This is a genomic window from Sphingomonas sp. PL20 (assembly GCF_017875905.1).
Taxonomy (GTDB): domain Bacteria; phylum Pseudomonadota; class Alphaproteobacteria; order Sphingomonadales; family Sphingomonadaceae; genus Sphingomonas; species Sphingomonas echinoides.
The window spans coordinates 2,432,868-2,457,695 of record NZ_JAGINH010000002.1; the positions used below are offsets into that span (position 1 = coordinate 2,432,868).

Annotated in this window: 22 protein-coding genes; 8 read left to right on the forward strand and 14 right to left on the reverse strand. The window is 64.4% G+C overall.

Annotated features, from left to right (window positions below):
- Nucleotides 1–60: 60 nt before the first annotated feature.
- Nucleotides 61–861, forward strand: a complete 801-nt coding sequence (locus H4W01_RS11340) for an arginyltransferase (RefSeq protein ID WP_029622433.1) — start codon at nucleotides 61–63, stop codon at nucleotides 859–861.
- Nucleotides 862–884: 23 nt separating this feature from the next.
- On the opposite strand, the gene H4W01_RS11345 is transcribed toward H4W01_RS11340, so the two are convergent.
- From H4W01_RS11345 to H4W01_RS11355, 3 genes are read right to left on the reverse strand one after another with little or no spacing between them, the layout of a single operon-like run.
- The gene (locus H4W01_RS11345) at nucleotides 885–1,691 is read right to left on the reverse strand and encodes a transglutaminase family protein (protein ID WP_209611059.1); all 807 of its coding nucleotides are present in this window, start codon (nucleotides 1,689–1,691) and stop codon (nucleotides 885–887) included.
- Nucleotides 1,691–2,632, reverse strand: coding sequence for an alpha-E domain-containing protein (locus H4W01_RS11350; RefSeq protein WP_209611060.1), 942 nt, complete (start codon nucleotides 2,630–2,632; stop codon nucleotides 1,691–1,693). The genes H4W01_RS11345 and H4W01_RS11350 overlap by 1 nt, the downstream gene beginning before the upstream one ends.
- A gap of 46 nt (nucleotides 2,633–2,678) precedes the next feature.
- Nucleotides 2,679–4,163: a circularly permuted type 2 ATP-grasp protein gene (locus tag H4W01_RS11355; protein ID WP_209611061.1), complete on the reverse strand. Its 1,485-nt coding sequence runs from the start codon at nucleotides 4,161–4,163 to the stop codon at nucleotides 2,679–2,681.
- A gap of 229 nt (nucleotides 4,164–4,392) precedes the next feature.
- On the opposite strand from H4W01_RS11355, the gene H4W01_RS11360 reads away from it, so the two are divergent.
- A complete protein-coding gene (locus tag H4W01_RS11360) occupies nucleotides 4,393–4,854 on the forward strand; it encodes a hypothetical protein (protein ID WP_209611062.1) in 462 nt (153 codons plus the stop codon).
- Here the strand turns inward: H4W01_RS11360 and H4W01_RS11365 are convergent.
- A complete protein-coding gene (locus H4W01_RS11365) occupies nucleotides 4,831–5,127 on the reverse strand; it encodes a hypothetical protein (RefSeq protein ID WP_010403503.1) in 297 nt (98 codons plus the stop codon). The genes H4W01_RS11360 and H4W01_RS11365 overlap by 24 nt on opposite strands.
- Nucleotides 5,128–5,329: 202 nt before the next feature.
- Nucleotides 5,330–7,396 (reverse strand): protein-disulfide reductase DsbD family protein, encoded by a 2,067-nt coding sequence (locus H4W01_RS11370; RefSeq protein ID WP_209611063.1) that lies wholly within the window; start codon nucleotides 7,394–7,396, stop codon nucleotides 5,330–5,332.
- A 75-nt stretch (nucleotides 7,397–7,471) separates the two neighbouring features.
- On the opposite strand from H4W01_RS11370, the gene H4W01_RS11375 reads away from it, so the two are divergent.
- Nucleotides 7,472–9,118, forward strand: a complete 1,647-nt coding sequence (locus tag H4W01_RS11375) for an alkaline phosphatase family protein (protein ID WP_209611064.1) — start codon at nucleotides 7,472–7,474, stop codon at nucleotides 9,116–9,118.
- Nucleotides 9,118–10,101 carry a phytanoyl-CoA dioxygenase family protein gene (locus H4W01_RS11380; RefSeq protein ID WP_209611065.1) on the forward strand — a complete coding sequence of 328 codons (984 nt, stop codon included), beginning with the start codon at nucleotides 9,118–9,120 and terminating at the stop codon, nucleotides 10,099–10,101. The genes H4W01_RS11375 and H4W01_RS11380 overlap by 1 nt, the downstream gene beginning before the upstream one ends.
- On the opposite strand, the gene H4W01_RS11385 is transcribed toward H4W01_RS11380, so the two are convergent.
- Nucleotides 10,098–11,030, reverse strand: a complete 933-nt coding sequence (locus H4W01_RS11385; RefSeq protein WP_209611066.1) for a right-handed parallel beta-helix repeat-containing protein — start codon at nucleotides 11,028–11,030, stop codon at nucleotides 10,098–10,100. The genes H4W01_RS11380 and H4W01_RS11385 overlap by 4 nt on opposite strands.
- Before the next feature lie 139 nt (nucleotides 11,031–11,169).
- On the opposite strand from H4W01_RS11385, the gene H4W01_RS11390 reads away from it, so the two are divergent.
- Entirely contained in the window at nucleotides 11,170–12,474 is a 1,305-nt protein-coding gene (locus tag H4W01_RS11390) for a cytochrome P450 (RefSeq protein ID WP_209611067.1), read from the forward strand.
- A 1-nt stretch (nucleotide 12,475) separates the two neighbouring features.
- On the opposite strand, the gene metH is transcribed toward H4W01_RS11390, so the two are convergent.
- The 4 genes from metH to H4W01_RS11410 form a co-directional block, all read right to left on the reverse strand.
- Nucleotides 12,476–15,169, reverse strand: coding sequence for a methionine synthase (metH, locus tag H4W01_RS11395; protein ID WP_209611068.1), 2,694 nt, complete (start codon nucleotides 15,167–15,169; stop codon nucleotides 12,476–12,478).
- A 118-nt stretch (nucleotides 15,170–15,287) separates the two neighbouring features.
- Complete coding sequence (locus tag H4W01_RS11400) at nucleotides 15,288–16,334, reverse strand: homocysteine S-methyltransferase family protein (RefSeq protein ID WP_209611069.1); 1,047 nt, start codon at nucleotides 16,332–16,334, stop codon at nucleotides 15,288–15,290.
- Nucleotides 16,335–16,445: 111 nt separating this feature from the next.
- Complete coding sequence (gene metF, locus H4W01_RS11405; RefSeq protein WP_209611070.1) at nucleotides 16,446–17,384, reverse strand: methylenetetrahydrofolate reductase [NAD(P)H]; 939 nt, start codon at nucleotides 17,382–17,384, stop codon at nucleotides 16,446–16,448.
- Complete coding sequence (locus H4W01_RS11410) at nucleotides 17,381–18,349, reverse strand: ArsR/SmtB family transcription factor (protein ID WP_209611071.1); 969 nt, start codon at nucleotides 18,347–18,349, stop codon at nucleotides 17,381–17,383. The genes metF and H4W01_RS11410 overlap by 4 nt, the downstream gene beginning before the upstream one ends.
- Nucleotides 18,350–18,549: 200 nt before the next feature.
- Between H4W01_RS11410 and H4W01_RS11415 the strand changes: the two genes are divergently transcribed.
- From H4W01_RS11415 to H4W01_RS11425, 3 genes are read left to right on the forward strand one after another with little or no spacing between them, the layout of a single operon-like run.
- Nucleotides 18,550–18,831 (forward strand): hypothetical protein, encoded by a 282-nt coding sequence (locus H4W01_RS11415; RefSeq protein WP_010403519.1) that lies wholly within the window; start codon nucleotides 18,550–18,552, stop codon nucleotides 18,829–18,831.
- Complete coding sequence (locus tag H4W01_RS11420) at nucleotides 18,831–19,028, forward strand: hypothetical protein (protein WP_010403521.1); 198 nt, start codon at nucleotides 18,831–18,833, stop codon at nucleotides 19,026–19,028. The genes H4W01_RS11415 and H4W01_RS11420 overlap by 1 nt, the downstream gene beginning before the upstream one ends.
- Nucleotides 19,029–19,030: 2 nt before the next feature.
- On the forward strand, nucleotides 19,031–19,981 hold the full coding sequence (locus tag H4W01_RS11425; RefSeq protein ID WP_209611072.1) for an aldo/keto reductase: 951 nt from the start codon (nucleotides 19,031–19,033) through the stop codon (nucleotides 19,979–19,981).
- 216 nt (nucleotides 19,982–20,197) lie between these two features.
- Here H4W01_RS11425 and H4W01_RS11430 read toward each other — a convergent pair whose 3' ends face one another.
- From H4W01_RS11430 to H4W01_RS11445, 4 genes are all read right to left on the reverse strand, one after another.
- Nucleotides 20,198–21,793 (reverse strand): isocitrate lyase, encoded by a 1,596-nt coding sequence (locus H4W01_RS11430; RefSeq protein ID WP_209611073.1) that lies wholly within the window; start codon nucleotides 21,791–21,793, stop codon nucleotides 20,198–20,200.
- Between the two features lie 144 nt (nucleotides 21,794–21,937).
- Nucleotides 21,938–22,894, reverse strand: a complete 957-nt coding sequence (locus H4W01_RS11435; RefSeq protein WP_209611074.1) for a hypothetical protein — start codon at nucleotides 22,892–22,894, stop codon at nucleotides 21,938–21,940.
- A 9-nt stretch (nucleotides 22,895–22,903) separates the two neighbouring features.
- Nucleotides 22,904–24,289, reverse strand: a complete 1,386-nt coding sequence (locus H4W01_RS11440; protein WP_209611075.1) for a helix-turn-helix domain-containing protein — start codon at nucleotides 24,287–24,289, stop codon at nucleotides 22,904–22,906.
- Between the two features lie 276 nt (nucleotides 24,290–24,565).
- On the reverse strand, nucleotides 24,566–24,820 hold the full coding sequence (locus H4W01_RS11445) for a CBU_0592 family membrane protein (protein WP_209611076.1): 255 nt from the start codon (nucleotides 24,818–24,820) through the stop codon (nucleotides 24,566–24,568).
- Nucleotides 24,821–24,828 lie beyond the last annotated feature (8 nt).

Genomic DNA, 24,828 nt, shown 5'->3' on the forward strand with positions numbered 1-24,828 from the left:
TAACGGGGTCACGAGCCGCCACAGCGACGGCGCGCTCCATGGTTCAAGGAACGATACGCGGTGACAGCGCCATTTCGCTTTCCAAGATTTTTCGTCACCAGCCCTTCGCCGTGCCCGTATCTGCCCGACCGGCAGGAACGGAAGGTGTTTACGGAACTGCGCGGCGAACAGGCGAGCGACTTGAACGATGCGCTCAGCCGGATCGGTTTTCGCCGCAGTCAGTCGGTTGCGTATCGGCCAAGCTGCGCGGGATGTTCCGCGTGCGTATCGGTTCGAGTGGTGGCCGCCGGTTTCGTCCCCAACGCAACACAACGCAAGCATCTGCGCCGAAACGCCGATCTCGAGGTCGCGGCGTGCCGTCCATGGGCCACCGACGAACAGTTTCAGTTGCTCCGCCGCTATCTCGCCGCACGCCATCCCGGTGGCGGCATGGCGGATATGGACGAGGGCGACTATGCCGATATGGTCGAGCATTCGCCGGTCAACAGCTTCATCGTCGAATATCGCGAGCCGTCACTGCACGGCGAGCGCGGCAAGCTGATCGGGGCGTGCCTGACCGACCAGCAAGCCGACGGGCTTTCGATGATCTACAGCTTTTTCGATCCCGACCATGGCGAACGCCCTGGGCTCGGCACCATCATCATCATGGATCACATTCTGCGCGCCCGCGCGGCTGGCCTGCCTTATGTCTATCTTGGCTATTGGGTTAAGGGCTCGCAGCGCATGGCGTACAAAGTCCGCTATCGCCCGATCGAAGCGCTGGGCCCGACGGGATGGTCGCTGCTGATCGACGAAGATGCCGACTACACCCCACCGGCGGAACGGTATGCGGGGGCAGAGCAACTCGCGGGCGCGCGCTGATCCTGGCGGCCGCCGACTCGATCCTATTGGCCGCTGCGATCGACGTGGAGATCGACGTCTAGCATCTCCTCGCCCTCGCCCAGCCGCGAACCGGCGACGGGAGCCGCTCCGGCAGAATCGAGCCCCACCGCCACCCGCGCATAGGCTTCGTCCGCGCTGAGGCCGGTACAGGGGTCGAACGCGACCCAGCCCAATCCCGCGACATACGCCTCGGCCCAGCCATGGGGAGCCGGACGCCCCGCCCCCACCGCGCACACCGGGCTATAGCCCGAGACGTAGCGCGCCGGCACAGCGAGAACGCGCGCCGCTGTGATGAACACCTGCGCCATATCGCGGGGGCTGGCCGCGCCTTGCGAAAAGGCGGCGATCGCACTCCGACCGGCCACCGCGCGCCCGCGATCGAGCGCGAAGCGGCGATGGACCGCCAGGTTCAGGGCGTGAAGCCGCATGATCGGATCGCCGTCCGGGATTACCGACGCAAACGCCGCGATATCGGCATCGGGGGTCGTCAGCGGGGTAGCGCGCAGGAACACCGCAGGCGGTAACGGCTCATGCGCGCCATGAACGACCCCGTTGGAGGAATGGGTCAGCACCTCGCCCGACACGGCGATCTCGATGCTTTCGATCGGCCCTTCGACATAGAGCATCGTCGTGCGATTGCCGAAGCCATCGCGGCCATGCCGCAAGCGCGCATCGCAATCGACGTGCAGGTTCCAGCTCGCCACCGACTGATCGTGCGTGCCATCGGGGATGAGGCGGAGCAGCTGCGTCAGCCGCGCCTGTGGGCTGGAAAAACGATAGGTCGTGCGATGGTCCACCGACAGCCGCATCAGGTGAACTTGAACTGGCGGCCAACCGCCATGTGCAATTGATCGTTTTCGGCGATAAAGCCTTGCAGGAACTGATGCAGCCCCTGCGCGATCACGTCGCCCGAGCGCAGCCGCTGCAAGCGTTGCTGCCGCGCCCGCGCCATGCGATCAGCCTCGCCGTGGAGGCCAGTGCGCTTGGCCAGCAGATTGAGGATTTCGACCGCTTCTTCGACCGACGCGGCGAGACTGCGCGGCAGCTCGGTCCGTGCGATCAACAAATCGATGACGTTGGCGGGGCGCAGGCCCTCGGAATACAACCAGCGATACGCCGTGACCGCCGATACCGTTTGCAGAATCGTGGTCCATTGGTCGCGATCGACCACGCCGCCGACGCGTTCGCCCTCGGGCAGCAGGATGTGGTATTTCACGTCGAGCAAGCGCGCGGTGTTGTCGGCGCGCTCGATCGCCTGGCCAAGGCGGATGAACCACGTTGTCTGGTTGCGCAGCATGCGATGCACCGCGCCTTCAAACCCGCGCGTTTCCGCCTTGACCGCCTCGACCAGATTGAGCGTCGCCATCGCCCCCTGCGCACCCGGGCTGGCGCGATGATCGAAGATCAACCAGGCCCGGTTGATCCCGGTCCAGGCTTCCTTGGTGAGGGCGGTGCGGACCGCCCGCGCATTGTTGCGCGCCATGTCGATCGATCGCACCATAGATCCCGGGTGCGTCGTATCGAGCGTGAGAAACCGCGCAACATGCGCTTGCGTAATCGACCGCCCCGTTTCGGCGAAGGCAGTGTCCGTTTCGGTCACCGCCAGCGCGGACGCCCAGGCAGCCTCTCCCGCCGGACGCGGCGACAAGACGTCCAGACGAACCGTCGCCTCGACCAGTCGCGCGATGAAATCGGTCCGCTCGACATAGCGACCGAGCCAATATAGCGAGGATGCGGTGCGGCTCAGCATTGGCCACCCGCCTTCGCTGCCGCCGCCGAGGGCGTCCGCGCCCGGCTCATGCGGTCTGTTCCTGCGATTGCGATTGCGTTTGCGCTTCCACCGGTTGCGCGCCGTCATCCATCAACACGAAACTGTCTTTCGTCCCCCCACCCTGCGAGGAATTGACCACCAGCGAGCCTTCCTTCAGCGCAACCCGCGTCAGCCCCCCGGGCACCACCTGAACGCCCTTCGATCCGGTCAATACGAACGGCCGGAAATCGACATGGCGCGGCGCAAGGCCGGCGTCGGTCATCGTCGGCACCGTCGACAGCGCCAGCGTCGGCTGCGCGATATACCGGTGCGGTTCGGCGATCAGCGCCGCGCGAAACGCCTCGATCTCGGCCTTGGTCGCGGTCGGCCCGACGAGCATGCCATAGCCGCCCGAGCCATCGACCAGCTTCACCACGACATCGGCGAGGTTATCGAGCACGTATTTGAGCGCTTGCGGTTCGCGACATCGCCACGTTTCGACATTGGGGAGCTTTGGCTCCCCTCCCGAATAGAATTTCACGATCTCGGGCATGTAGGAATAGATCGCCTTGTCATCGGCAATGCCATTGCCCGGCGCGTTCAAGATCGCGACGTTGCCCGCCGCATAGGCCGCGATCAGCCCAGGTACCCCCAGCATCGAATCGGGCCGGAACACCAGCGGGTCGAGATAGTCGTCGTCGATGCGGCGATAGATGACATCGACCTTCACGCGCCCCGCAATCGTCCGCATCCACACGATATCGTCATCGACGACCAGATCGGCCGCTTCGACCAGTTCAACGCCCATCGAATCCGCGAGGAAACTGTGTTCGTAATAGGCCGAGTTATAATGGCCGGGGGTCAGCACTACACAGACCGGCGCGGCGACGCCTTGTGGTGCCACCGACTTCATCGTCTCGAGCAGGCGATCCGGATAGGAATCGACGGCAGCCACGCGGAAATCGCGGAACAATTCGGGGCATAAGCGCAGCATCGCTTCCCGATTTTCGAGCATGTAACTGACGCCCGACGGCGTGCGGGCGTTGTCCTCGAGTACGAAGAAATCATCCGGGCCCGTGCGCACCAGATCGATGCCGCAAATATGCGCCCACACATCGTGCGGCGGGCGAATACCCGCAATTTCCGGCCGAAATTGCGGATTGCCGAAGATCAGATCGGGCGGCAATACCCCATCGCTCAGGATCCGCCGTTCGCCATAAATGTCATGCAGGAACGCGTTGATCGCCTCGACGCGTTGTACCAACCCCTCCGAAAGTCGCGCCCATTCGCTGGCCAGAAAGATCCGCGGCACGATGTCGAACGGGATGATGCGTTCGCTGGCATCGCTATCGCCATAGACGGCAAAGGTAATACCCAGTTGTCGAAAGGTTGCCTCGGCGGACTGTTGCCGCCTGCGCAATTCCGCGTCGGGCGTCGTCTCGATCCAATTTCCAAGCGCGGCCAATTCTGCACGGGGCGTGGTTGACCCAGCCTGCCCCATAATTTCGTCAAACGCCGACCGCATTCCCATCTATCGGTAAAGCCCCCAAAACGCCGCAGGTTCCATGCTGCGACGGATTGCTGCGCCGCACAAGGGGGCAAAGCGCAAGTAATATCGATCGGTTTCGAGCCACCGCACGTTCGTTCAAATTGAGTATAATGGCGCTAATGCCAAATGCGGTTTTTCGTGGTAATCGCTTGCCAACGACATGGCGCGGCGAGCCTGATCTTTGGCGTTTACGATAACGGTGTCAGAATTCATGTTGCTCCATGAACACAACGGAACCTGCAACCCGTGCAATATTGTGGATTATACCGCCATTAAAACCGTGCGCTCTTCCCGCGACAGCAGACTTGATGACATCGTATACATGGCGGTGTCGCTCCTTGACTGCAGTTTGGCGATGATTACCGACGCAAGCGAAGATAAGCACGTCCTTGCCTACGCCGCGCGCGGCGATAGCGATCAATCCTTTTCGATGAATGATACACCGCTGCAGTGGCTTGATCCGGTTGACGCCGAGCGGGTGGGGCTTCTGTTCTACTGCGGCTTCCCGTTACGCACTGCGGCGGGGGATAATATTGGTCATCTTGGCGTCTATGATTCAGCACACCGCAAGATCGGGCAGATGGAGCTCGATATGATGCTGCGACTGTCTCGTATTGCCGCGGCACTTTTAGAAGGCGTTGGCGGCACCCTAACAGCTGACCTTGTCGATTAGACCCAGCAAGTGTTGCCCCCGCCGCGTAATCAACGCCCCGATCACGCGCGGCTCGGGATCTGCACCGAGCACCATGGCGTCGTAAGAGATAAAGCCGTGGTCGTTCAGATACTGGATCGTATGCACGAAATCGCGATCCGTCGCGCTGCCCGCTAAAAAGGGCAGCGCGCCCGGCAGCAGCATCGCGGAATCCGGCCACCGGTCGGTCAGCGCACTCAGCACCTCTCGCGCCAGCGGCGCAGCATCATGAATCGATGTCAGGCCTTCGGTCATACCACGAACCCTAAGCGGCGTTCGTCCGCATTAACGAACGTTAAGGTTCCGTGAAAATGCTCGGTAAAGGTTAAAAAAGAGTTAACTGGGCGGGACACTTGCTAACCTACATCTACAAACCGATAAATACGGTATAGTAATGCAAATCGAAGTTCTGAATGATAGGCAAAAAACGACCATGTTTGCTGCGGCTTATGCCGCACTACTTTGCTGGTAGACTGGCAAGCAGAGCAGGAGACAAAACTTGCGGAAGCACCGTCGGCTGGTCGATTTCCGGCCTGTAATAAAGGTATAACGGCACGCCCGCCCGGTTGTGCGCTTCGATAAAGCGCCCCATCACCGGATCGCCGTTGGTCCAATCGCCAATGAGCACCGCGACATTGTGCGCAGCGAAAGCGGCGCGGGTAGTGTCGGTTTCGATTGCCGCTTTCTCATTGACCTTGCACGTGAGGCACCAGTCGGCGGTGAAATAAACGAAAACAGGCCGCCCGGCCTTGCGCAAACTCTCCAGTCGGGCCTCGCTAAACGGCTCGGCACCCCCCGGCTGCGCCGCAGTATTGGCGGCCCGGTCTGGATGGCGTCCGCTGACCGACCAGGCCCCGACGATAGCGACGCCAAGCAGGAGCAGTGTCATCACGACACCAAAGCCCAGCCCCGCGCGCTGGCGCTGCCCCGCCACCCACAACACGATCGCGAGGGCAAGCGTCACGACAAGCCCCAGCGCAAGGGCATCGACCCCCGCCTCTTTGCCCAAGACCCAGGCCAGCGCGATGGCGGTAAGCCACATCGGCACCGACAGAATACGCCGGAAGGTCTCCATCCACATCCCCGGCTTGGGCAAGCGCTTGCGCAGCGTCGGCACAAAGCCAAGCGCGAGAAACGGCAAGGCAAGCCCGAGCCCAAGCCCGGCGAACACCGCCAAAGCGGCCGGCCATGGCAGAACCAGCGCCGCGCCCAATGCTGCGCCCATAAAGGGTCCCGTGCACGGCGTCGCAATGAAGGCAGCCAGCGCGCCAGTGGCGAAGGCACCGCCTGCCCCACCGCTGCGGTTGACGAACGCTGGCGTGGGAATTTCGAACAAACCGCCCAAGTTGAGCGACAACGCCACGGTCAGCAGCAACAGCAGCACAATCGCTCGCGGATCCTGCAGCTGGAACGCCCAGCCCACCGCCGTACCGCCTGCGCGCAAGGCCAGGATCGCCGCGCCCAAACCAACGCAGACCGCAACCACGCCGCCGGTATAGGCCAAGGCCTCATGCCGCGCCGCGCGCTCGTCGAGATGGCCCCGCGCCAGGCTCAGCGCCTTGAGGCTCAGGATCGGAAAGACGCACGGCATGATGTTGAGGATCAAGCCGCCCAACATTGCCCCGGCAAAGGCAATCGCCGTCGCCAGCCACACGTTATTCGCCGCAGCGGAGGCGGTGGAGGCAACCGACGCAACGCTGCCCGCCGCTGCCGTGACCAACAGCCCCTGTTGCGCATCGATTTGCAACACGCCCTTCAGCGATGTGCCACCCGCTGCGGCGGCCGCACTTGTTTCCACCACCAGCCGGTCCCCGTCGCGCACCACGCTCTGCGGCTTGGCATAGTCGATCATCCCCGGCGTAATCGGGTAAAAATAGGCGTCCTTCGCGACAGCCGCTCCCGCCGGATATGGGATGGCGATGCGTATGCTGCCCCCGGCAATCTGAAAAGCACTCTTCGCATTGAGCGGCCGCGGGACGGCGCGGTGCCACGCATCGAACTGCGCCTGCGCTTGCGCGGAGATCACCCCGTCGCCCACCGTCAGGGTGATTGCCAAATCCGCCGTCTCGGGGACGCAGACCGTGGCCGAGCACACCAGATAATTGACGTGCAGCTTGACCGGCAGGGCCGTCCCCTGAGCCAGTCCGGCGGGCACGCTCAGCGTGACCAGCGGTGCATAGGGTTTGTCGAACACATAGTTCATCAAATCGGCGACCACGAGCCGTCCGGGCACGGGATAGCTTGGGTCGCTGACGGTCACTCCCTTAGGCAACGTCCACTCAAATTTGGCGGGAAAGCCTGCGTCGCCGGGATTTTCCCAATAGCCGTGCCACCCTGGTTGCGGGACCGTGGCCAGCGCGAGCGTCACGCTCGACCCAGCAGCCGGATGCTTGGTCTCGGCCACCAGCGTCATTGTGAGATGCCGACCCACCACGCCGGAATCGGGGGCGGCAGGCTCGGCCTGCGCCGCGCCCATCCCAAACACCGCTACCACCGTCACCATCGCGTAATGAAACCAGCGCATCGACCATCCTTGAAGCCCGCGCCTACCAACGCCATAGCGGCGCGCGCGGTCAAGCTGTCGATAGCGGAGATTATCATGAAACGGTTCGTATCAAGTCTTGCCCTGTCGATAGCGCTGCTTAGCGCACCAGTCGTGGCCAAGGAGGCACCCCCTGCCCCGACCGCTGCAGCCACACCGCCCAAATTGATCGTCGTGATCTCGGTCGACCAATTTTCGGCCGATCTGTTCGGAGAATATCGCAAATCCTTCACCGGCGGCTTCGCCCGGCTGCAACAAGGCGGCGTTTTCCCGAGCGGCTATCAAAGCCATGCCGCAACCGAGACGTGTCCGGGCCATTCGACGATCCTCACCGGTTTCCGCCCCGAACATACCGGCATCATCGCCAATAACTGGATCGACCTGTCGGTCGCCCGGCCCGACAAGCAAGTCTATTGCGCCGAAGACGAGACCGTGCCCGGTTCGACCTCGGCCAATTACACCGTGTCCGACAAGCACCTTCTCGTGCCCACGCTGGGCGAACGCATGAAGGCGGCGAACCCTGCCGTGCGCGTCGTGTCGGTCGCGGGCAAGGATCGCGCGGCGGTGATGATGGGCGGCCACAATGTCGATGAGCTCTGGTGGTGGAACGGCAAGGCCTTTGTCAGCTATGCCGGTCGCGCCACGCCCGCCGTCGTGGCGCGCGCCAATACCGCCACCGCCGCCAATATCGCCCAGCCACAAGCCGCGCTGGAGGTTCCCGAAGTGTGCAAGGCGCATGACCGCGCCATCCCGCTCGGTGCGGGCAAGACCGTCGGGGCGGGGCATTTCGAGCGCGCCGCCGGCAGCGCCAGCGCTTTCCGCGCCTCGCCTGCCTTTGATGGCGCAATCGTCGCGCTCGCTGCGGGCCTGGTGCAGGACATGAAGCTCGGCCAGGGCCCGACCACCGACATCATCGACGTCGGCGCCTCCGCCACCGATTATATCGGCCACACCTATGGCACCGAAGGTGCCGAGATGTGCATCCAGCTCCAGCAGCTTGACGCGACCCTTGGCTCTTTCTTCAGCGTGCTCGATGCAACCGGCGTCGATTATGAAGTCGTGCTGACCGCAGACCATGGCGGCAACGACATCCCCGAGCGCGAAGTTGATGCCGGTCTGCCCAACGCTGGCCGCGCCACCGTCGCGCTTGCCCCGGCTGTGGTCGGCAAGGAAATCGGCGCGAAGCTCGGCATCGCCAAGCCCGTGCTGTTCGGCGACATCCCCAATGGCGATGTCTATATCGCCCAGGACATCACACCGTCCCAGCGCAAAGCCGTGCAGGCCGCCGCAATCACCTATTACAAGGCCAACCCTCAGGTCGCCGAGGTCTTCACGCAGGCACAGATCCTCGCCACGCCCAGCCCCAAGGGACCGCCCGAAAAATGGACGCTGCTGGAACGTGCCCGCGCATCATACAAGGTCGGCCGCTCCGGCGAATTGCTCGTCTTCCTCAAACCGCGTATCACCCCGATCCCCGATCCGACCAAAGGCTATGTCGCGACCCATGGCAGCCCCTATGATTACGATCGCCGCGTGCCGATCCTGTTCTGGCGCAAGGGCATGAGCGGCTTTGAGCAGCCGACGGGAATCGAGACGGTCGACATCATGCCGACGCTTGCACACCAGATCGGCCTCAAGCTGACGGGTCCGAAAATCGACGGCAAATGCCTCAATCTGGCGGCAGGCGGGGTGCCCTGCCGCTGATGGAGACGCGCACGGCCGAGCTGGCGAGGATCCGCGACCTGGATCGCTATTGGGCGGAAGCAACCTTTCGTGCGCCCAAGCGCCTTCCCTGGCTGCAAACGCGGATCTTGCTCGACTCCCTCGGCCTCGGCCTCGAACAGACCGTCAGCTATCTTGGCCGTCAGCCCGATTACGAAACCTTTCTAGCGTGGGTCCTGGCGACGGCGGGACCACCCGCTGCCGATCGGATCGCGCGCTATCATGCCTGGCTCGACACCGCTCCGTCGCCCCCCGCGACGGCAGAGCGGCTGGCCGCAATCGCGGCCGCGCCCGATGTGCTGGACGCGGACGATCTCGCACAGTGGGATGCGCTCGGCTTCGTGATCCTGCGCGGCGCGCTGTCCCCGGACGAGGCCAAGGCGTGCGAAGACCTGTTATGGCAACAAGTCGGCGGAACGCCCGATGACCCGGCCACCTGGTACACGCGCCGCCCCAACGGCATCATGGTGCAATATTTCCAGCATCCCGCGCTCGACGTCGCGCGCACCGCGCCGCGCGTCCACAAGGCTTTCGCCCAGCTCTGGGGGACGGCCGATTTGTGGATGACGGTCGACCGGATGAGCTTCAACCCGCCCGAGCGGCCCGGTTATGCCTTTCCCGGCCCGCATCTGCACTGGGACGTCAGCCTCGCCCAGCCGATCCCGTTTGCGACGCAGGGCATTCTCTATTTGACCGACACAAGCGCCGACCAGGGGGCTTTGCAGCTCGTCCCCGGCTTCCACCATCGCTTCCCCGACTGGCTCGATGCGCTGGGCGACGCCGATCCGCGCCGGGTCGATCTTAGCGCGGAAACGATCACCATCCCCGCCGCTGCGGGCGATTTGATCATCTGGCGACAGGATTTGCCGCACGGCGCGAGCCCCAATGCCAGCGATCGCCCGCGCATGGCGCATTATGTCAATATGTACGCGCCAACCCTCACGTCGCACCCGGTCTGGCGTTAGCGCACCTCGTACAGGCGGATCCCCGCCCCCAGCCGGTTCGCCCCCACCGCCAGTTGCTCGCCGCTCATATTGGCGACGAAAGCGGGGTTGGTCGGGGCGTTGGGCGCAAGGCTCGCATCATTGCCCTCCACGCGCAGCCCTGCGGACGGGTAGGTCTTGGCCTCGGCCGACACCACGATCAGGCCCGAATGGTTTTCCTTATTCGGTCCCTGCACGAAGGTGTTGCGGGTGATCAGCCCGGTCGCGCCCTCGGGCAGGTCGATCATGTAATTGGTCTTGCGCCCCTGCGTATCGTCGAAGCTGTTGTCGGCGATGGTCACCTTGGGCACGCGCAATTTGACGTAATGCCCGCCCGTGCCGCGTTCAAAGCGCGAATTGGTCACCACCACCGATCCGCGATTGGCGAGATAGATGCTGTGCGAACAGCTCGGGCTCTCATCACACTGACCAAGCCCGGCAAAGGTCGAATGGTCGATCGAGATCTTCTGCGCGACCGGCTCTCCGCCGAGAATCCCCTCCTGGCTGTCGAGGAACATCGCGTTGCGCACCACCAGATCGCCCATTTCGGTGCGGATTCCCGCGCCATTGCCGTCAGCGACGCGCATCTTGCGGAACACGATGCCATCGACGGTCGAGCCCTGCCCGCGCAGCACGAACGCCGCCTTGCCCTCGCAGGTCGTGCCCTCGAAGATCGCAGTCCCCGGCGTCACCGCTTTGAAGGTGATATGCCCGCCCGCCTGCACGGTGCATTGGTGATAGACGCCCGGCGCGATCAGGATCGTCGCCGTCCCCATCCGCACCGATTGCACCGCTTCGTCGATCGTCTGGAAGGCCTGCCCCGTCTCGGCAATGGTAAACGGCGCGCGCGCCTGCTGCGCGGCGGCGGGGGCCGCAAGGGCGATGGCGACGAGCGGAAGAATGCGGCGCATGAGGCAAGGCTCCTTTGCGCCAAGCGATGCCCGCCCACCCGCCGCAGGGGAAGGTATATTGAGGGTTAACCAGCGAGCAGGACGCGCTTTTCAAAGCCCACCTGGACGCCTATGGAGACTGCGATTCGGGGGAAACAGCATGCTGACCGAGACCACCCAAGCGTTGCCACCACGCTACGTCTCCCCCGCCGGTCCGCCCTCGGCTTATGCGATGCTCACGCGGGCGCTGTCCGATCCGGCCTCGGTCATCTCCGACGCGATCTATTCCGACTGGTCGCTGAAGCTGCCGGGGCCGCGCTCGCCCGTCGTGGTGTCGCACCCCGATGCGGTGCGACAGGTCTTGCTCGACAAGGACGGCGCGTTCGGGCGCAACCGGCAGTTGCGGATGCTGATGCGCCGCGCCTGGGGAGAGGGTCTTGCCGCCGCCGAGGGCGAATCCTGGTCGCGCCAGCGCCAGGCCGCAGCGCCCGCGTTCAAACCGGCGGCGGTGCAGTCCGCCGTCCCGGCAATGGCGGCAGCGGCCGAGCGGGCCGCAGGCTCCTGGTCGACCGACGCGCCGATCGACTTGTCGGTCGCGTTGGCGCGGATCGTCACCGAGATCGTGATGACCACCTTGCTGACCGGGCTGGACGATGCCGATCTCGACGCGATCGCCGCGGATGTCCCGCCCTTTATCCGTGCCGCCGCGCATTTCGGATTGCTCGACACACTGCCGATTCCGGATGCGTGGCTCGACCGGCTGCGCGGCATGGGACGCGGCGCGCCCGAGCAGCGCCTGCGCGCGGTGGCTGCGCGTCTTGCGGCGGCGCGCGCCACGCCGCCCGATCGCGTGCAGGATATCGCGGCGCTGATGCGCGGTGCCGGGCCGCTCGCCGACAATCTGCTCGGCTTCCTGCCCGCCGGGCTGGAGACGACCGCGCAGGCGGCGGCCTGGGGCCTGTATCTGCTGGCGCTCTATCCCGACTGGCAGGAAGCACTGTATCGGGAAGCGCTCGCGGCCGACGCGCTCGACCCGGTCCTGCCGATCGGCCGCCAAGTCGTGCAGGAAACGCTGCGTCTCTATCCGCCAGCCCCCTTGCTGGTGCGCGCGGCTCTACGGCACGGCGACCTGCAGGGCCACCGGCTCTACCCCGGGCAAGTCGTGATCCTGCCGGTGTTCGCGATCCATCGCCATCGCGAACTGTGGGATCGTCCCGATGCGTTCGATCCCGACCGCTTCGCGCCCGGTGCCGCTTATGATCGCGGCGCGTTCCTGCCCTTCGGGGCCGGGCCACGCCTGTGCATCGCGGCCGCCTTCGCGCAAACCGAGATCGCCGTGATGATGGCGGTGCTGCTGCGCCATTTCCGCTTCACGCTCGCCGCGCCCGAGCCCGTCATCAGCCTGAAGACGACCACCCATTCGCTGACGGGCCTGCACGTGACCGCAACGCCACGGCGCGACTAGATCAGTCTAGATTGGGCCGCAGCCAGCGCGTCGCGGTCGCCAGATCGACCCCGCGCCGCTCGGCATAGTCTTCCAACTGGTCCGGCCCGACGCGCGCCACACCGAAATATTCGGCTTGCGGGTGCCCGAAATAGAAGCCCGACACCGCCGCAGTCGGCAGCATGGCGAAGCTGTCGGTCAGCGTGATCCCGGTCGCTGGCGTTGCGCCGAGCAGGTCGAACAGCATCGGCTTTTCGCTATGGTCGGGGCAGGCCGGATAGCCGGGTGCCGGGCGGATGCCGCGATAGTGCTCGCGTATCAGCGCTTCATTGGTCAGTTGCTCGCCCTCGGCATAGCCCCACAAGGTCGTGCGGACATGCTGGTGCATCCGCTCGGCAAAGGCTTCGGCCAGACGGTCGGCCAGTGCCTTCAGCAGAATGTCCGAATAATCGTCATTGTCGGCCTTGAAGCGCGCGAGATGCGTCTCGATGCCGTGCCCGGCGGTAACCGCAAAGCCGCCGATCCAATCGCCTGCGGGATCGATGAAATCGGCCAGGCACATATTGGCACGCCCCTCGCGCTTGGCGATCTGCTGGCGGAGGAAGGGCATTCTGACTTCTCCCTCTCCCCCTCCGGGGGAGAGGGTCGGGGAGAGGGGCTGAGCTGGATCATTAGACGGCACGCCCGTTGCAGACGCCCCCTCTCCCCGGAGGGGAGAGGGAGAAGAAATCACCACATCATCGCCCTCGCGCCGGCACGGCCACAACCCCGCCACGCCCTTCGCCGTCAGCCATTTCTCCGCGATGATCTGGTCGAGCATCTTCTGCGCATCCTCGAACAGGTTGCGCGCGCTTTCCCCGACGATTTCGTCATCGAGGATCGCCGGATAATTGCCCGCCAATTCCCAGGCCCGGAAGAACGGCGTCCAGTCGATCAGCTCGCGCAGGTCGGCGAGGTCCCAATCCTCGAACACATGCACGCCCGGCTGCTTGGGTGCCCCCGGCTTCAACGCCATGTCGGCGACAAAGCCATTGGCCCGCGCGGCCTCGATCGGAATCAGCTCGCTCTGCCCCTTATTGGCGCGCGCGATGCGAACGGCTTCATATTCGTCCGAGGTCTTCTGCACGAATTCGTCGCGGATCGTGTCGCTGACCAGCGTCGAAGCCACGCCAACCGCACGGCTGGCGTCGAGCACATGCACCACCGGCCCTTTATAGGCAGGCGCGATGCGCAGCGCCGTATGCACCTTGGAGGTGGTTGCCCCGCCGATCAGCAGCGGCATCGTCATACCAGCCCGCTGCATTTCCTCGGCCACCGTCACCATTTCGTCGAGCGACGGCGTGATCAGCCCCGACAGGCCGATCATATCGGCATCGTTCTCGTTCGCGGCCTTGAGGATGTCCGACCAGGGCACCATCACCCCCATGTCGACCACGTCGAAGCCGTTGCACTGCAGCACCACGCCGACGATGTTCTTGCCGATATCATGCACATCGCCCTTCACGGTCGCCATGATGATCTTGCCCTTACCGCGCGCGCCAGGCTCCTTCGCCGCCTCGATGAAGGGCAGCAAATGCGCCACCGCCTTCTTCATCACGCGGGCCGATTTCACCACTTGCGGCAGGAACATCTTGCCCGATCCGAACAGGTCGCCGACGACGTTCATGCCGTCCATCAGCGGGCCTTCGATCACCTCGATCGGGCGCGCGAAGCCTTGCCGGGCTTCCTCGGTATCCTCGACCACATGCAGGTCGATGCCCTTGACCAGAGCATATTCGAGCCGCTTGTTCACCGGCAGGCCGCGCCACTCCGCCGCCGCTTTCTCAGCCACCGCATCGGTGCCCTTGAAGCTCTCGGCAAGCGCGATCAGCCGCTCGGTCGCGCCCTCGTCGCGGTTGAGGATGACATCCTCGCACGCCTCGCGCAGCTTCGGGTCGATCGCGTCGTAAATGTCGAGTTGGCCGGCATTGACGATCGCCATGTCCAGCCCGGCGGGGATGGCGTAATAGAGGAACACCGAGTGCATCGCGCGGCGCACCGGCTCATTGCCGCGGAAGCTGAACGACAGGTTGGAGAGGCCGCCCGAGATATGCGCGTGCGGGCAGCGCGCCTTGATGTCGCGGCACGCCTCGATGAAGTCGACCGCATAATTGTTATGCTCCTCAATCCCCGTTGCCACCGCGAAGATGTTGGGATCGAAGATGATGTCTTCCGGCGGGAAGCCGATGCCCATCAGCAAATCATAGGCCCGCGCGCAAATCTCGAGCTTGCGCGCGCGCGTGTCGGCCTGGCCGACGGTGTCGAACGCCATCACGACGACGGCGGCACCGTATTGCATGACCTTCTTGGCCTGGGCGAGGAACTGCTCTTCCCCCTCCTTCATGCTGATCGAATTGACGATCGGCTTGCCGCTGACGCACTTCAGCCCGGCCTCGATCACCGACCATTTCGAGCTGTCGACCATGAACGGGATGCGCGCAATGTCGGGCTCGGCGGCGATCAGCTTGAGGAAGGTGACCATCGCATATTCGGCGTCGAGCAGGCCCTCATCCATGTTGATGTCGAGCACCTGCGCGCCCGATTCCACCTGTTGCCGCGCAACCTCGACTGCCGCCGGGTAATCCCCCGCCATGATGAGCTTCTTGAAGCGCGCCGAGCCGGTAACGTTGGTGCGCTCGCCGATGTTGACGAACTGGGCGGTGGAGGTGGTGGTCATTGTGCTTCTTTTCCCCCCTCCCGCTTGCGGGAGGGGTTGGGGGAGGGACTGTTCAACAAACCGGGCGGGCGCGGGAGGAAAACCCCTCCCCCAGCCCCTCCCGCAAGCGGGAGGGGAGTTACGCCGCCATCGTCATCGGCTCCAGCCCGGCCAGCCGCGTCACCACCGGCGGCACCGGCAGCACGCGTGGCGCCAACCCACGCACACCCTCGGCAATCGCCTTGATGTGCGCCGGGGTCGATCCGCAGCAGCCGCCGAGGATGTTGACTTGCCCCGCGCTCGCCCATTCGCCGACCAGCCCCGCCGTCGTCTCCGGCATCTCGTCATATTCACCCAATTCATTGGGCAGCCCGGCATTAGGATAGACCATGATGAGGGTATCGGCGATGCCCGCCAGCGTGCGCACATGCGGGCGCAACTGCTCCGCGCCGAACGAGCAATTGAGCCCGATCGTCACCGGCTTGGCATGGCGCACGGCGTGCCAGAACGCCTCGACCGTATGCCCCGACAAATTGCGGCCTGACAGATCGGTCAGCGTCATCGACAGCATGATCGGCACGTCGCGCCCCAGCGCCTCGCCCGCTTCCAGCGCCGCCATGATCGCGGCCTTGGCGTTCAAGGTGTCGAACACCGTCTCGACCAGGATAAAGTCCGCCCCGCCCTCGATCAGCGCGTCGGTCTGTTCGCGGTACACGCCTTTGAGATAATCGAAGTCGATCTCGCGAAAGCCCGGATCGTTGACATCGGGGCTGAGCGACAGCGTCTTGTTGGTCGGCCCGACGGCCCCTGCAACAAAGCGCGGGCGGCCATCCTTGGCCTGATATTCATCCGCCAGCCGCCGCGCGAGCCGCGCGCTCTCGACATTGATCTCGCGCACCAGATGCTCGGCGGCATAATCCGCCTGGCTGATGCGGTTGGCCGAGAAGGTGTTGGTCTCGGCAATGTCCGCCCCCGCCTCGAAATAGGCGCGGTGGATCGCCTCGGGCACCGCCGGCTTGGTCAGCGCGAGGATGTCGTTATTGCCCTTCTGGTCCTTGGTCAGGCCCAGGTCGCCAGCATAATCCGCCTCGGATAGCTTCCAATTCTGGATTTCGGTGCCGAACGCGCCATCGGTGATCAGGATGCGCTTGGCCGCTTCGGCCAACAGGGTTTCTCGTGCGGTCATCTGCTAATCCTTCTCCCCTCCCGCTTGCGGGAGGGGTAGGGGGAGGGAATGTCTCGGGAGGGCCCTAACAGGCCCTCCCCTAACCCCTCCCGCAAGCGGGAGGGGAATGGATTACGCCGCCTCTGCCGTCGCCACGGCCTTCGCGCGCAGGCCCAATAGATGACATATAGCAAAGCTGAGCTCGGCGCGGTTGAGCGTGTAGAAATGGAAATTGCGCACATCGCCTGCATACAGCTTGCGGCACAGTTCGGCGGCAAGCGTCGCGGCGATCAACTGGCGGCTGGCGGGATGGTCGTCCAGCCCCTCGAACAGCCGTCCCATCCACGGCGGCACCACCGTACCGCACAGTGCCGACATGCGCACGATGCTCTGGAAATTGGTGACGGGCATGATGCCGGGCACCATCTCCGCCGAAATCCCGGCCGCCGCCGCGCGATCGCGGAAGCGGAAGAAGGTTTCGGGCTCGAAGAAGAATTGCGTGATCCCGCGCGTTGCGCCCGCATCCAGCTTGCGCTTGAGATTGTCGAGGTCATCGGCCTGATCGCGCGAATCCGGGTGGCATTCGGGGTAAGCCGCGACCGAAATCTCGAACGGGTGGAGGCGCTTCAGGCCAGCCACCAGATCGGCGGCATTGGTATAGCCCTCGGGATGCGGGACAAAGCCCCCTGCCCCCGGCGCATCACCGCGCAGCGCGACGATATGGCGCACGCCTGCCGCCCAATACTGCTCGGCAATCTCGTCAATTTCGGCGCGCGAGGCTTCGACGCAGGTCAAATGCGCCGCCGCGCCCAGGCTCGTCTCGCGCTGGATGCGGGCGACGGTCGCATGCGTGCGGTCGCGCGTGGTGCCGCCTGCGCCATAGGTGACCGAGACGAAGCTGGGCGCGAACGGCTCAAGCGTGCGCACCGTTTCCCACAAAGCCTCTTCCATCTTCTCGGTCTTGGGCGGGAAGAATTCGAACGACACCGCCGCATCGCCCGCCAGATCCGCGAACAGCGGGGCCTCGAGCGCGCGCCGCGCCTCCTCGAGCTGGTTCACCGAAATCGTCATGCCGCCATCGCCTTGTGTATCCCGGAACGCTGGGCATCGCGTTTGCGCGCGAGCCATAATTTCACCGTCAGTTCGCCGCCTTCGAGCCGCTCGGTCCTCTCGGGCGCGAGATCGGCAGCGGCGAACCATGTCGCCATTTGTTCATCGGCAAAGCCCAGGCGGGTATGCCCGTCCTTCGTCCGCAACTCCTCGCGGTCGTGCGCCGCGAAATCCGCGATCAGCAGCCGCCCGCCCGCCTTCAGCACCCGCGCCGCCTCGGCGATCGCGGCCCCCGGCTGCTGTGCGAAATGCAGCACATGATGCACGATCGCCACGTCCGCCGCACCGTCCGCCAAAGGAAGCGCATAGAGATCGGCCTGCCGCAATTCCGTATTGTCCAACCCCCGCTCGGACAATTTCGCGCGCGCCAGCCGCAGCATTTCGGACGAGCGATCGATCCCGAGCGCCTGCTCGGCCCGTCCCGCAAACAATTCCAGCATCCGCCCGGTGCCGGTGCCGATGTCGATCAACTGGCCAATCGGTGCCTCGCCCAGTACCGCCGAAATCGCTGCCTCGACTTCGCTTTCGGCAATGTGAAGCGAGCGGATCGCGTCCCACTGTCCCGCATTGGCCTCGAACCACAAAGCCGCCGAGGCAGCGCGATCGGCACGCACCGCCGCCAGCCGCGCGGAATCGGCCACCGCCCAATGGTCGGGCTGAAGCGCCGCCCACGAATCCAGCGCCTCCAGCACCGGGCCGACCGTGGTGCCGCCGCCCAACGCCACGAACACCCAACTGCCCTCCTTGCGGCGCTCGGCCAGACCGGCATCGCACAGGATCTTGACGTGCCGGCTGACGCGCGGCTGGCTTTGCCCGAGGACCTGCGCCAATTCGCCAACCGACAGCTCCATCGAGCGCAGCAGGGCGACGATGCGCAGGCGGGTCGCGTCGGCAAGCGCGCGAAAGATTTCGAGAGCGATGGTCATTGGCGACAACATATAAAGATATCTTTATATGAGGTCAACGCGCTTCGGCCCCTTCCGCTTTTCCGTCAGCCCCGCGCCCCTACAGCGCTCCGCCCTCTTGGAACGGTTTGCGTGCAACAAGATCGGCCGGATGGAGTTGAAGGGGCACCGCCCATCCTTTACCGTCGCCGTATATCTTCCGAAAGCCAAGGGTACCCATAATGACCAAGTCGCTCGCCATTCTGCCACTGGCTGCTCTCCTTGCATTCGGCGTATCCGGCTGCAGCCCGAAGGCACAGAATGAGGTCTCCGAAGCGGCAAACGCCGTTGCTGCCGACGCCAATGCGACCGCAGCGCAGGCTGTCGACGATACCGACGCCGCACTCGGTGCCGCCGAATCGCGGATCGACAATGCGGGCGCGGTGCTCGGCAACAAGGCCGACCGGGTCGCCGACAAGACCGGTGCCGCGCTGAAGGACGTCGGCAACGAGATCCAGGACTGATGCGGACGCCCTTGCTTTTCGCGCTGCTGTTGCTGGCGGCTTGCTCGGGCAAATCTTCCTCCGGCGCGACCGCAGCGGAGGACAAGGCGCTCGACACTGCCGCCGCCTCGCTCGAGGCCAACAGCGCCGATGCCAATGCCGCGATCATCGTCGATGACGACGAAGGCGGCAACGAAACCGATTCCGAGGACCATTGATCATGACGACCTTACGCCGCCTTGGCGCGACCGAGCTCCATATCGCGCCGCTCATATTGGGCGGAAACGTGTTCGGCTGGACCGCCGACCGAGACACCAGCTTTGCCGTGCTCGACGCGTTCGTGGCCGGTGGCGGCACGATGATCGATACCGCCGACGTCTATTCGGCCTGGGCACCCGGCCATAAAGGCGGGGAATCGGAAAGCGTGATCGGTGCCTGGCTCAAGGCCAGCGGCAAGCGCGATCAGGTGCAGATCGCCACCAAGGTCGGCATGCTGCCGGGCGAAGGCGGCGAGAAACTCGCCCCTGCGCGGATCGCTGCAGCATGCGACGCCTCGCTCCAGCGGCTGGGGGTGGACACGATCGATCTCTATTTCGCGCATCAGGATGACGATGCCGTCGCGCAGGAAGATGCCCTCGCGGCCTTCGCCAAGCTGATCGACGCGGGCAAGGTGCGCGCGCTGGGCGCTTCCAACTTCCACGCGGCGCGGCTGAAATCGGCCAATGACGCTGCCACCGCCCACGGCCTGCCGCATTATCATGTGCTGCAACCCGAATATAATCTGGTCAGCCGCCACAAGTTTGAAGGGCAGCTCCAGGATTATTGCGTCGAGTACAATATCGGCGTGGTGCCCTATTATGGCCTCGCCTCGGGCTATCTCACCGGCAAATATCGCAGCGCCGCTGATTTTGGTAAAAGCGTGCGCGGCGGGCGGATGCAGGCGTTCATGGACGGCACCGGCCCCGCCGTCCTCGCTGCGATGGATGCGACTGCAGAGGAAACCGGTGCCTCGCTCGCGCAGATCGCGCTGGCGTGGCTCGCCGCACAGCCCGGCGTCACTGCACCGATCGCGAGTGCCACCAGCGTAGCCCAGGTCGAGGAATTGCTGGGCGCGATGGATTTGACGCTCAGCACCGACCAGATCGACCGGCTGACCAACGCCGGCGCCTGACCTTACCCATCGCCGTCACCCCGGCCTTGTGCCGGGGTCCACCGCTGCGCACGGATAACGATTTCAGAAATCCGTGGCAGGGTGGATGCCGGGATGAGCCCGGCATGACGGAAGGGTAGAAGCCCGCCGCGGCAAAGCCACGTCGTCGGACGGGGCTGCAAGCCCCGCCGGCCGGGCCTGCCGCGGGCGCGGCGGAGCTTTGCTCCGCCTGCTGCGTCAGGCCGCGAACTGGTTCATCGTATTGTGCGCCCCACCGGCCTTCAACGCCGCCTCACCCGCGAAATACTCCTTGTGGTCGTCGCCAATGTCGCTGCCCGACATGTTCTGGTGCTTCACACACGCAATCCCCTCGCGGATTTCCTTGCGCTGCACGCCCTTCACATACCCCAGCATCCCCGCCTCGCCGAAATACTCCTTGGCGAGATTGTCGGTCGACAGCGCCGCCGTGTGATAGGTCGGCAGCGTGATCAGGTGATGGAAGATCCCGGCGCGCGCCGCTGCATCCTTCTGGAAGGTGCGGATGCGCTCATCGGCTTCCTCGGCAAGCGGCGTGGCGTCATAATCGACCGACATCAGCTTCGCGCGATCATAGGCGGAGACATCCTTGCCCTCGCCCGCCCAGGCATCGAACACTTGCTGGCGGAAGTTGAGCGTCCAGTTGAACGACGGTGAGTTGTTGTACACCAGCTTGGCATTGGGCACGACTTCGCGGATGCGGTCGACCATCCCCGCAATCTGCGCGATGTGCGGCTTCTCGGTCTCGATCCAAAGCAGGTCGGCACCGTGCTGGAGCGAGGTGATGCAGTCGAGCACGCAGCGGTCCTCGCCGGTTCCGGCGCGGAACTGGAACAGGTTGGACGGCAGACGCTTGGGCCGCAGCAATTTGCCATCGCGGTTGAGGATGACATCGCCATTGCGCGCGGTGGCGGGGTCGATCTCCTCGCAATCGAGGAAGCTGTTATACTGGTCGCCGAGGTCGCCCGGCTCCTTCGACACCGCGATCTGCTTGGTCAGCCCAGCGCCGAGCGAGTCCGTGCGCGTAACGATGATGCCGTCCTCGACGCCGAGTTCGAGGAAGGCGTACCGGCAAGCACGAACCTTGGCGAGGAAGTCCTCATGCGGCACGGTCACCTTGCCGTCCTGATGGCCGCATTGCTTTTCGTCACTGACCTGGTTTTCGATCTGCAAGGCGCACGCGCCCGCTTCGATCATTTTCTTGGCGAGCAGGTACGTCGCCTCGGCATTGCCGAAGCCCGCATCGATATCGGCGATGATCGGCACGACATGCGTCTGATAGCCGTCAATCGCGTTGAGCAAACGCTGCTCCTCGATCGCATTGCCGGACGCCCGCGCGGCATCAAGCTCCCGGAACATCATGCCGAGCTCGCGCGCATCGGCCTGGCGCAGGAAGGTGTAGAGCTCCTCGATCAGCGCCGGAACGCTGGTCTTTTCATGCATCGACTGGTCGGGCAGCGGCCCAAATTCGCTGCGCAACGCGGCAACCATCCAGCCCGAGAGATAGAGATAGCGGCGCTCGGTCGAGCCGAAATGCTTTTTGATGCTGATCATCTTCTGCTGGCCGATGAAGCCGTGCCAGCAACCGAGCGACTGCGTGTACTTGGCCGGATCGGCATCATAAGCCGCCATGTCGCGGCGCATGATCGCGGCGGTGTAGCGCGCAATGTCAAGGCCGGTCTGGAAACGGTTCTGCACCCGCATCCGCGCAACGCTTTCGGCGTCGATGCCGTCCCAGGTGCCGTTCTGGCTCTGGATCAGTTTGGCGGTTTGGGCGATGGCGGTCTGGTAAGTCACGGCGAACATCCTCATCGGCTGCGATGGCAAGGATGTAGGCAAGTTTACAGAACTTTGTGACGCAAAATCGCCGATAATTGGCGTATCTCTGTCAATCGATGCGGTATATTTTTGTTAATATGAAATATATTCACAAACCGTAAGTCAGGGGCGCTCGTGAATCACGCTCGGCGCAGGCCGTCCTCGCAAATAGGCTTGCTCGGGGCTGGCGATCGGGAAACCCGCCGCCGTCGCTGCCGCCAAAATGCGCCGGATATTTTGATAGCTGATGGTACTCACCGTGACGCTGGTCGGCAGATTGAGCCATTCTTCCGAAACCCGCAAACCGCCGCGCACCTTTTCCACGCGGCCATCCGCCACCAGCTTTTCCGCACGGCGTTGCACCGTGGCGTAGGGAAGCCGCAGTGTTCGCGCGAGCGCGCTCACCCGCAGCGGGCGTCGCAACGAGTCGGGCGGCACGGCGAATTGGTCAGCATAACGCCGCGCCAAGACGGGATCGTAGGTGTAGCTGCGCGTGTTCGCACACAGGATGGTCGAATAGAGCACCAGGTTGATCCATTCCTGGTGCAACCCGCGATTGTTGTCGGCCACGGCGAGCATGATGTCGGCCGCGGCGCGGACACCGACCGCCGGATGATAGGCGCTCGTGTTCCGCTGCGGCGGCATCGGCAAATCGAACCGCTGCAAATCCTCGACCAGCCGCACGAAGGCGTCGTGCGCCGTCATCGACATCTCGATCATTTCCGGGCGCTGCAAGCCACTGGCAAGCGCGACCACGCCGCTGGGCGTGCGCGCCACCACCTCCTGCGCGATCAATGCATTGACGTGGCGGCGCACGGTCTCGAACGGACGGGACAGCGATGCAGCCAAGGAATTGATCGAGATCGCGCGGGATTCGGGCGGGTCGGCAGCGACGTCCATGCCATCGATCGGCGTTGATGAACTTTGCCGCGCGATCAAGGTAAAGACCACGAACCGGTCGAGATCACCGTCGAACGCGCGAAGCCCGGCCAGGACAATCGTTGTCTGCATTTCGGCTAAAAAACGGGTCACCATCCGTATCGGCGCGACGGCCCCGAAATCGCTTTCCGCCTTCCCCATGATCGCGCCTTAATCCCCCCCAAAAGTGAACGCGCTTACCCCGCGCTCACGCTCGTTGATCGCCAGCGCGCGACCGACGGGCGGCAGCGACCGCTGCGGACAGCCGCTCCGCCCACACGCTCGGCAGCCCAGCCCGATCGGCGTCGCCTCGCCCTTCAAGTCCAGGCCGCGCGCGACCACCAGCGTTCCGGCATGTTCCGCCGCCACGCCCAGCCCGACCGCGAATTCCGCCGGCACCGCGCCATAGCGCCTCCCCTGCGGGGTTACGGTTCGCGCCATGGTCAACCAGCGTGCACCGCCTTCCAACTCGATCAATTGCACCGCCAGCACTCCCGGTCGATCGAACGCGGCATGCAACCGCCACAACGGACAGCGCCCCTCCGACTCCGCCAACGGCGAGCCGCTCGCGCCGGAGAAGCGCTTTGACACCTGCCCGGCGCGATCAATCCGCACCAGAAAAAACGGCAGTCCGCGTGCGCCGATGCGTTGCAAAGTGGTCAGCCGATGCGCGACCTGTTCAAAGCCCGCGCCAAAGCGGCGTTGCAGAAGCTCGATATCGTATCCGGTTGCCTCGCACGCGCGCAGAAAGCGGGCATAGGGCATCATCAACGCGGCCGCGAAATAGCTGGCGAGGTGGCGGCGATACAGGCGCTCCGCGTCGCGATCGGTAAAGCCTGCCCCCTTGGCCAACCCATCGATTTCACCCCGCGCCTCGATCTGGGCGAGTTGATAGGCCGCACCGAAGACCCGCGACGCCGGATCGAGCATTTCGGAAAGCTGCAACTGCCGCGCGTGGAGATCGGTGCGGCGGAGCAGATCGGGCATGACATCCACCGGCAGCACACGAATCGTGAGTTGGTGCTTCACCCGCAACCGCTCGGCAATGGCACCATAGAGATCGCCTGCGCCCAGCCGCAATTCATCGGCGAGCCCTTCCGCCAGCGCGTCCAAATCGGCGAAATGGCCGCGCCATCGCTCGATTTCGCGGCGCACCTCGGCAATCGGATCGGACGCCCCTGCCTCGGCCGAGCCCGCCGCCCCGATCCGGTCGAACGCGCGCGCAAACGCTTCCGCTCCGCCCGGCGCGCCCGCCAGCCATTCCTCGATTTCGTTGCGGTCGATTTCCAGGTCGGCGAACATCGGGTCGGCGAGCCGTCGCCGCAGCGCAGCCTCGCCCCCGCCGGGTTCCCCCGCCGCCAGCGCCCGCGGATCGAAATCGAAACTCTCTGCCAGCTTGACGATCAACGACGCCGATAGCGGTCGTTGATTCTTCTCGACGAGATTGAGGTAGCTCGGGCTGATCGTCAGCGTTTCGGCCATGGCCGCCTGCGTCAATCCCGCCTGTCGCCGCAACCGACGAATGGCGTGCCCAGCGAACAGTTTGCGATCGGCCATGCTCTCTACGCCCCTGACGATGCGGCGTATGAAGCGCCACCACCCATAGTGCCGCAACTTGTCATATATTTACAAGAAAACTTCAAGTTCGCGCAGATAAGTAACGCCTTTACCGAATGGTGCCCTCATACCCCCTGTTCGGCGTGATCCTTTCCTCTCTATTGCGCCCTCAACGGATCGGCAGCTTGTCAAAAGCTCGACCGTTCGCAGAGGCTTGAGAGTTTCCTGGGGAGGAAAGGATGCCCGCCACGCACAAGCGTGGCGGGCATTTCCTGTTCAGGCACCAAGGCGGGCGCTGCGCCAAAGCCGCAAAAGGGTAACGATCCCGATCGCTGCCCATGCCACGTTGAGCGTGGTTGAGGGCCACGCGCCATGCCAGCCGCTGTTCAAAACAAATCCGGCCGCACCGACGACGTTCATCCACTGAAACGTCGCCGACTGGCCGGACAGTTTGCCGGTCGAAACCAGCAGATAGGAAGCGAGGATGAGCAGCGCCGCTGCCCATCCAATCCCTTCGATCGCCGTCGTCACGACAGCAT

Excerpts from the sequence above, each read along its gene's own strand:
- H4W01_RS11345 (WP_209611059.1), bottom strand. The coding sequence starts at position 1,691 with ATGCGGCTGTCGGTGGACCATCGCACGACCTATCGTTTTTCCAGCCCA.
- H4W01_RS11350 (WP_209611060.1), bottom strand. The coding sequence starts at position 2,632 with ATGCTGAGCCGCACCGCATCCTCGCTATATTGGCTCGGTCGCTATGTC.
- H4W01_RS11355 (WP_209611061.1), bottom strand. The coding sequence starts at position 4,163 with ATGGGAATGCGGTCGGCGTTTGACGAAATTATGGGGCAGGCTGGGTCA.
- H4W01_RS11360 (WP_209611062.1), top strand. The coding sequence starts at position 4,393 with ATGTTGCTCCATGAACACAACGGAACCTGCAACCCGTGCAATATTGTG.
- H4W01_RS11365 (WP_010403503.1), bottom strand. The coding sequence starts at position 5,127 with ATGACCGAAGGCCTGACATCGATTCATGATGCTGCGCCGCTGGCGCGA.
- H4W01_RS11370 (WP_209611063.1), bottom strand. The coding sequence starts at position 7,396 with ATGCGCTGGTTTCATTACGCGATGGTGACGGTGGTAGCGGTGTTTGGG.
- H4W01_RS11375 (WP_209611064.1), top strand. The coding sequence starts at position 7,472 with ATGAAACGGTTCGTATCAAGTCTTGCCCTGTCGATAGCGCTGCTTAGC.
- H4W01_RS11380 (WP_209611065.1), top strand. The coding sequence starts at position 9,118 with ATGGAGACGCGCACGGCCGAGCTGGCGAGGATCCGCGACCTGGATCGC.
- H4W01_RS11385 (WP_209611066.1), bottom strand. The coding sequence starts at position 11,030 with ATGCGCCGCATTCTTCCGCTCGTCGCCATCGCCCTTGCGGCCCCCGCC.
- H4W01_RS11390 (WP_209611067.1), top strand. The coding sequence starts at position 11,170 with ATGCTGACCGAGACCACCCAAGCGTTGCCACCACGCTACGTCTCCCCC.
- metH (WP_209611068.1), bottom strand. The coding sequence starts at position 15,169 with ATGACCACCACCTCCACCGCCCAGTTCGTCAACATCGGCGAGCGCACC.
- H4W01_RS11400 (WP_209611069.1), bottom strand. The coding sequence starts at position 16,334 with ATGACCGCACGAGAAACCCTGTTGGCCGAAGCGGCCAAGCGCATCCTG.
- metF (WP_209611070.1), bottom strand. The coding sequence starts at position 17,384 with ATGACGATTTCGGTGAACCAGCTCGAGGAGGCGCGGCGCGCGCTCGAG.
- H4W01_RS11410 (WP_209611071.1), bottom strand. The coding sequence starts at position 18,349 with ATGACCATCGCTCTCGAAATCTTTCGCGCGCTTGCCGACGCGACCCGC.
- H4W01_RS11415 (WP_010403519.1), top strand. The coding sequence starts at position 18,550 with ATGACCAAGTCGCTCGCCATTCTGCCACTGGCTGCTCTCCTTGCATTC.
- H4W01_RS11420 (WP_010403521.1), top strand. The coding sequence starts at position 18,831 with ATGCGGACGCCCTTGCTTTTCGCGCTGCTGTTGCTGGCGGCTTGCTCG.
- H4W01_RS11425 (WP_209611072.1), top strand. The coding sequence starts at position 19,031 with ATGACGACCTTACGCCGCCTTGGCGCGACCGAGCTCCATATCGCGCCG.
- H4W01_RS11435 (WP_209611074.1), bottom strand. The coding sequence starts at position 22,894 with ATGGGGAAGGCGGAAAGCGATTTCGGGGCCGTCGCGCCGATACGGATG.
- H4W01_RS11440 (WP_209611075.1), bottom strand. The coding sequence starts at position 24,289 with ATGGCCGATCGCAAACTGTTCGCTGGGCACGCCATTCGTCGGTTGCGG.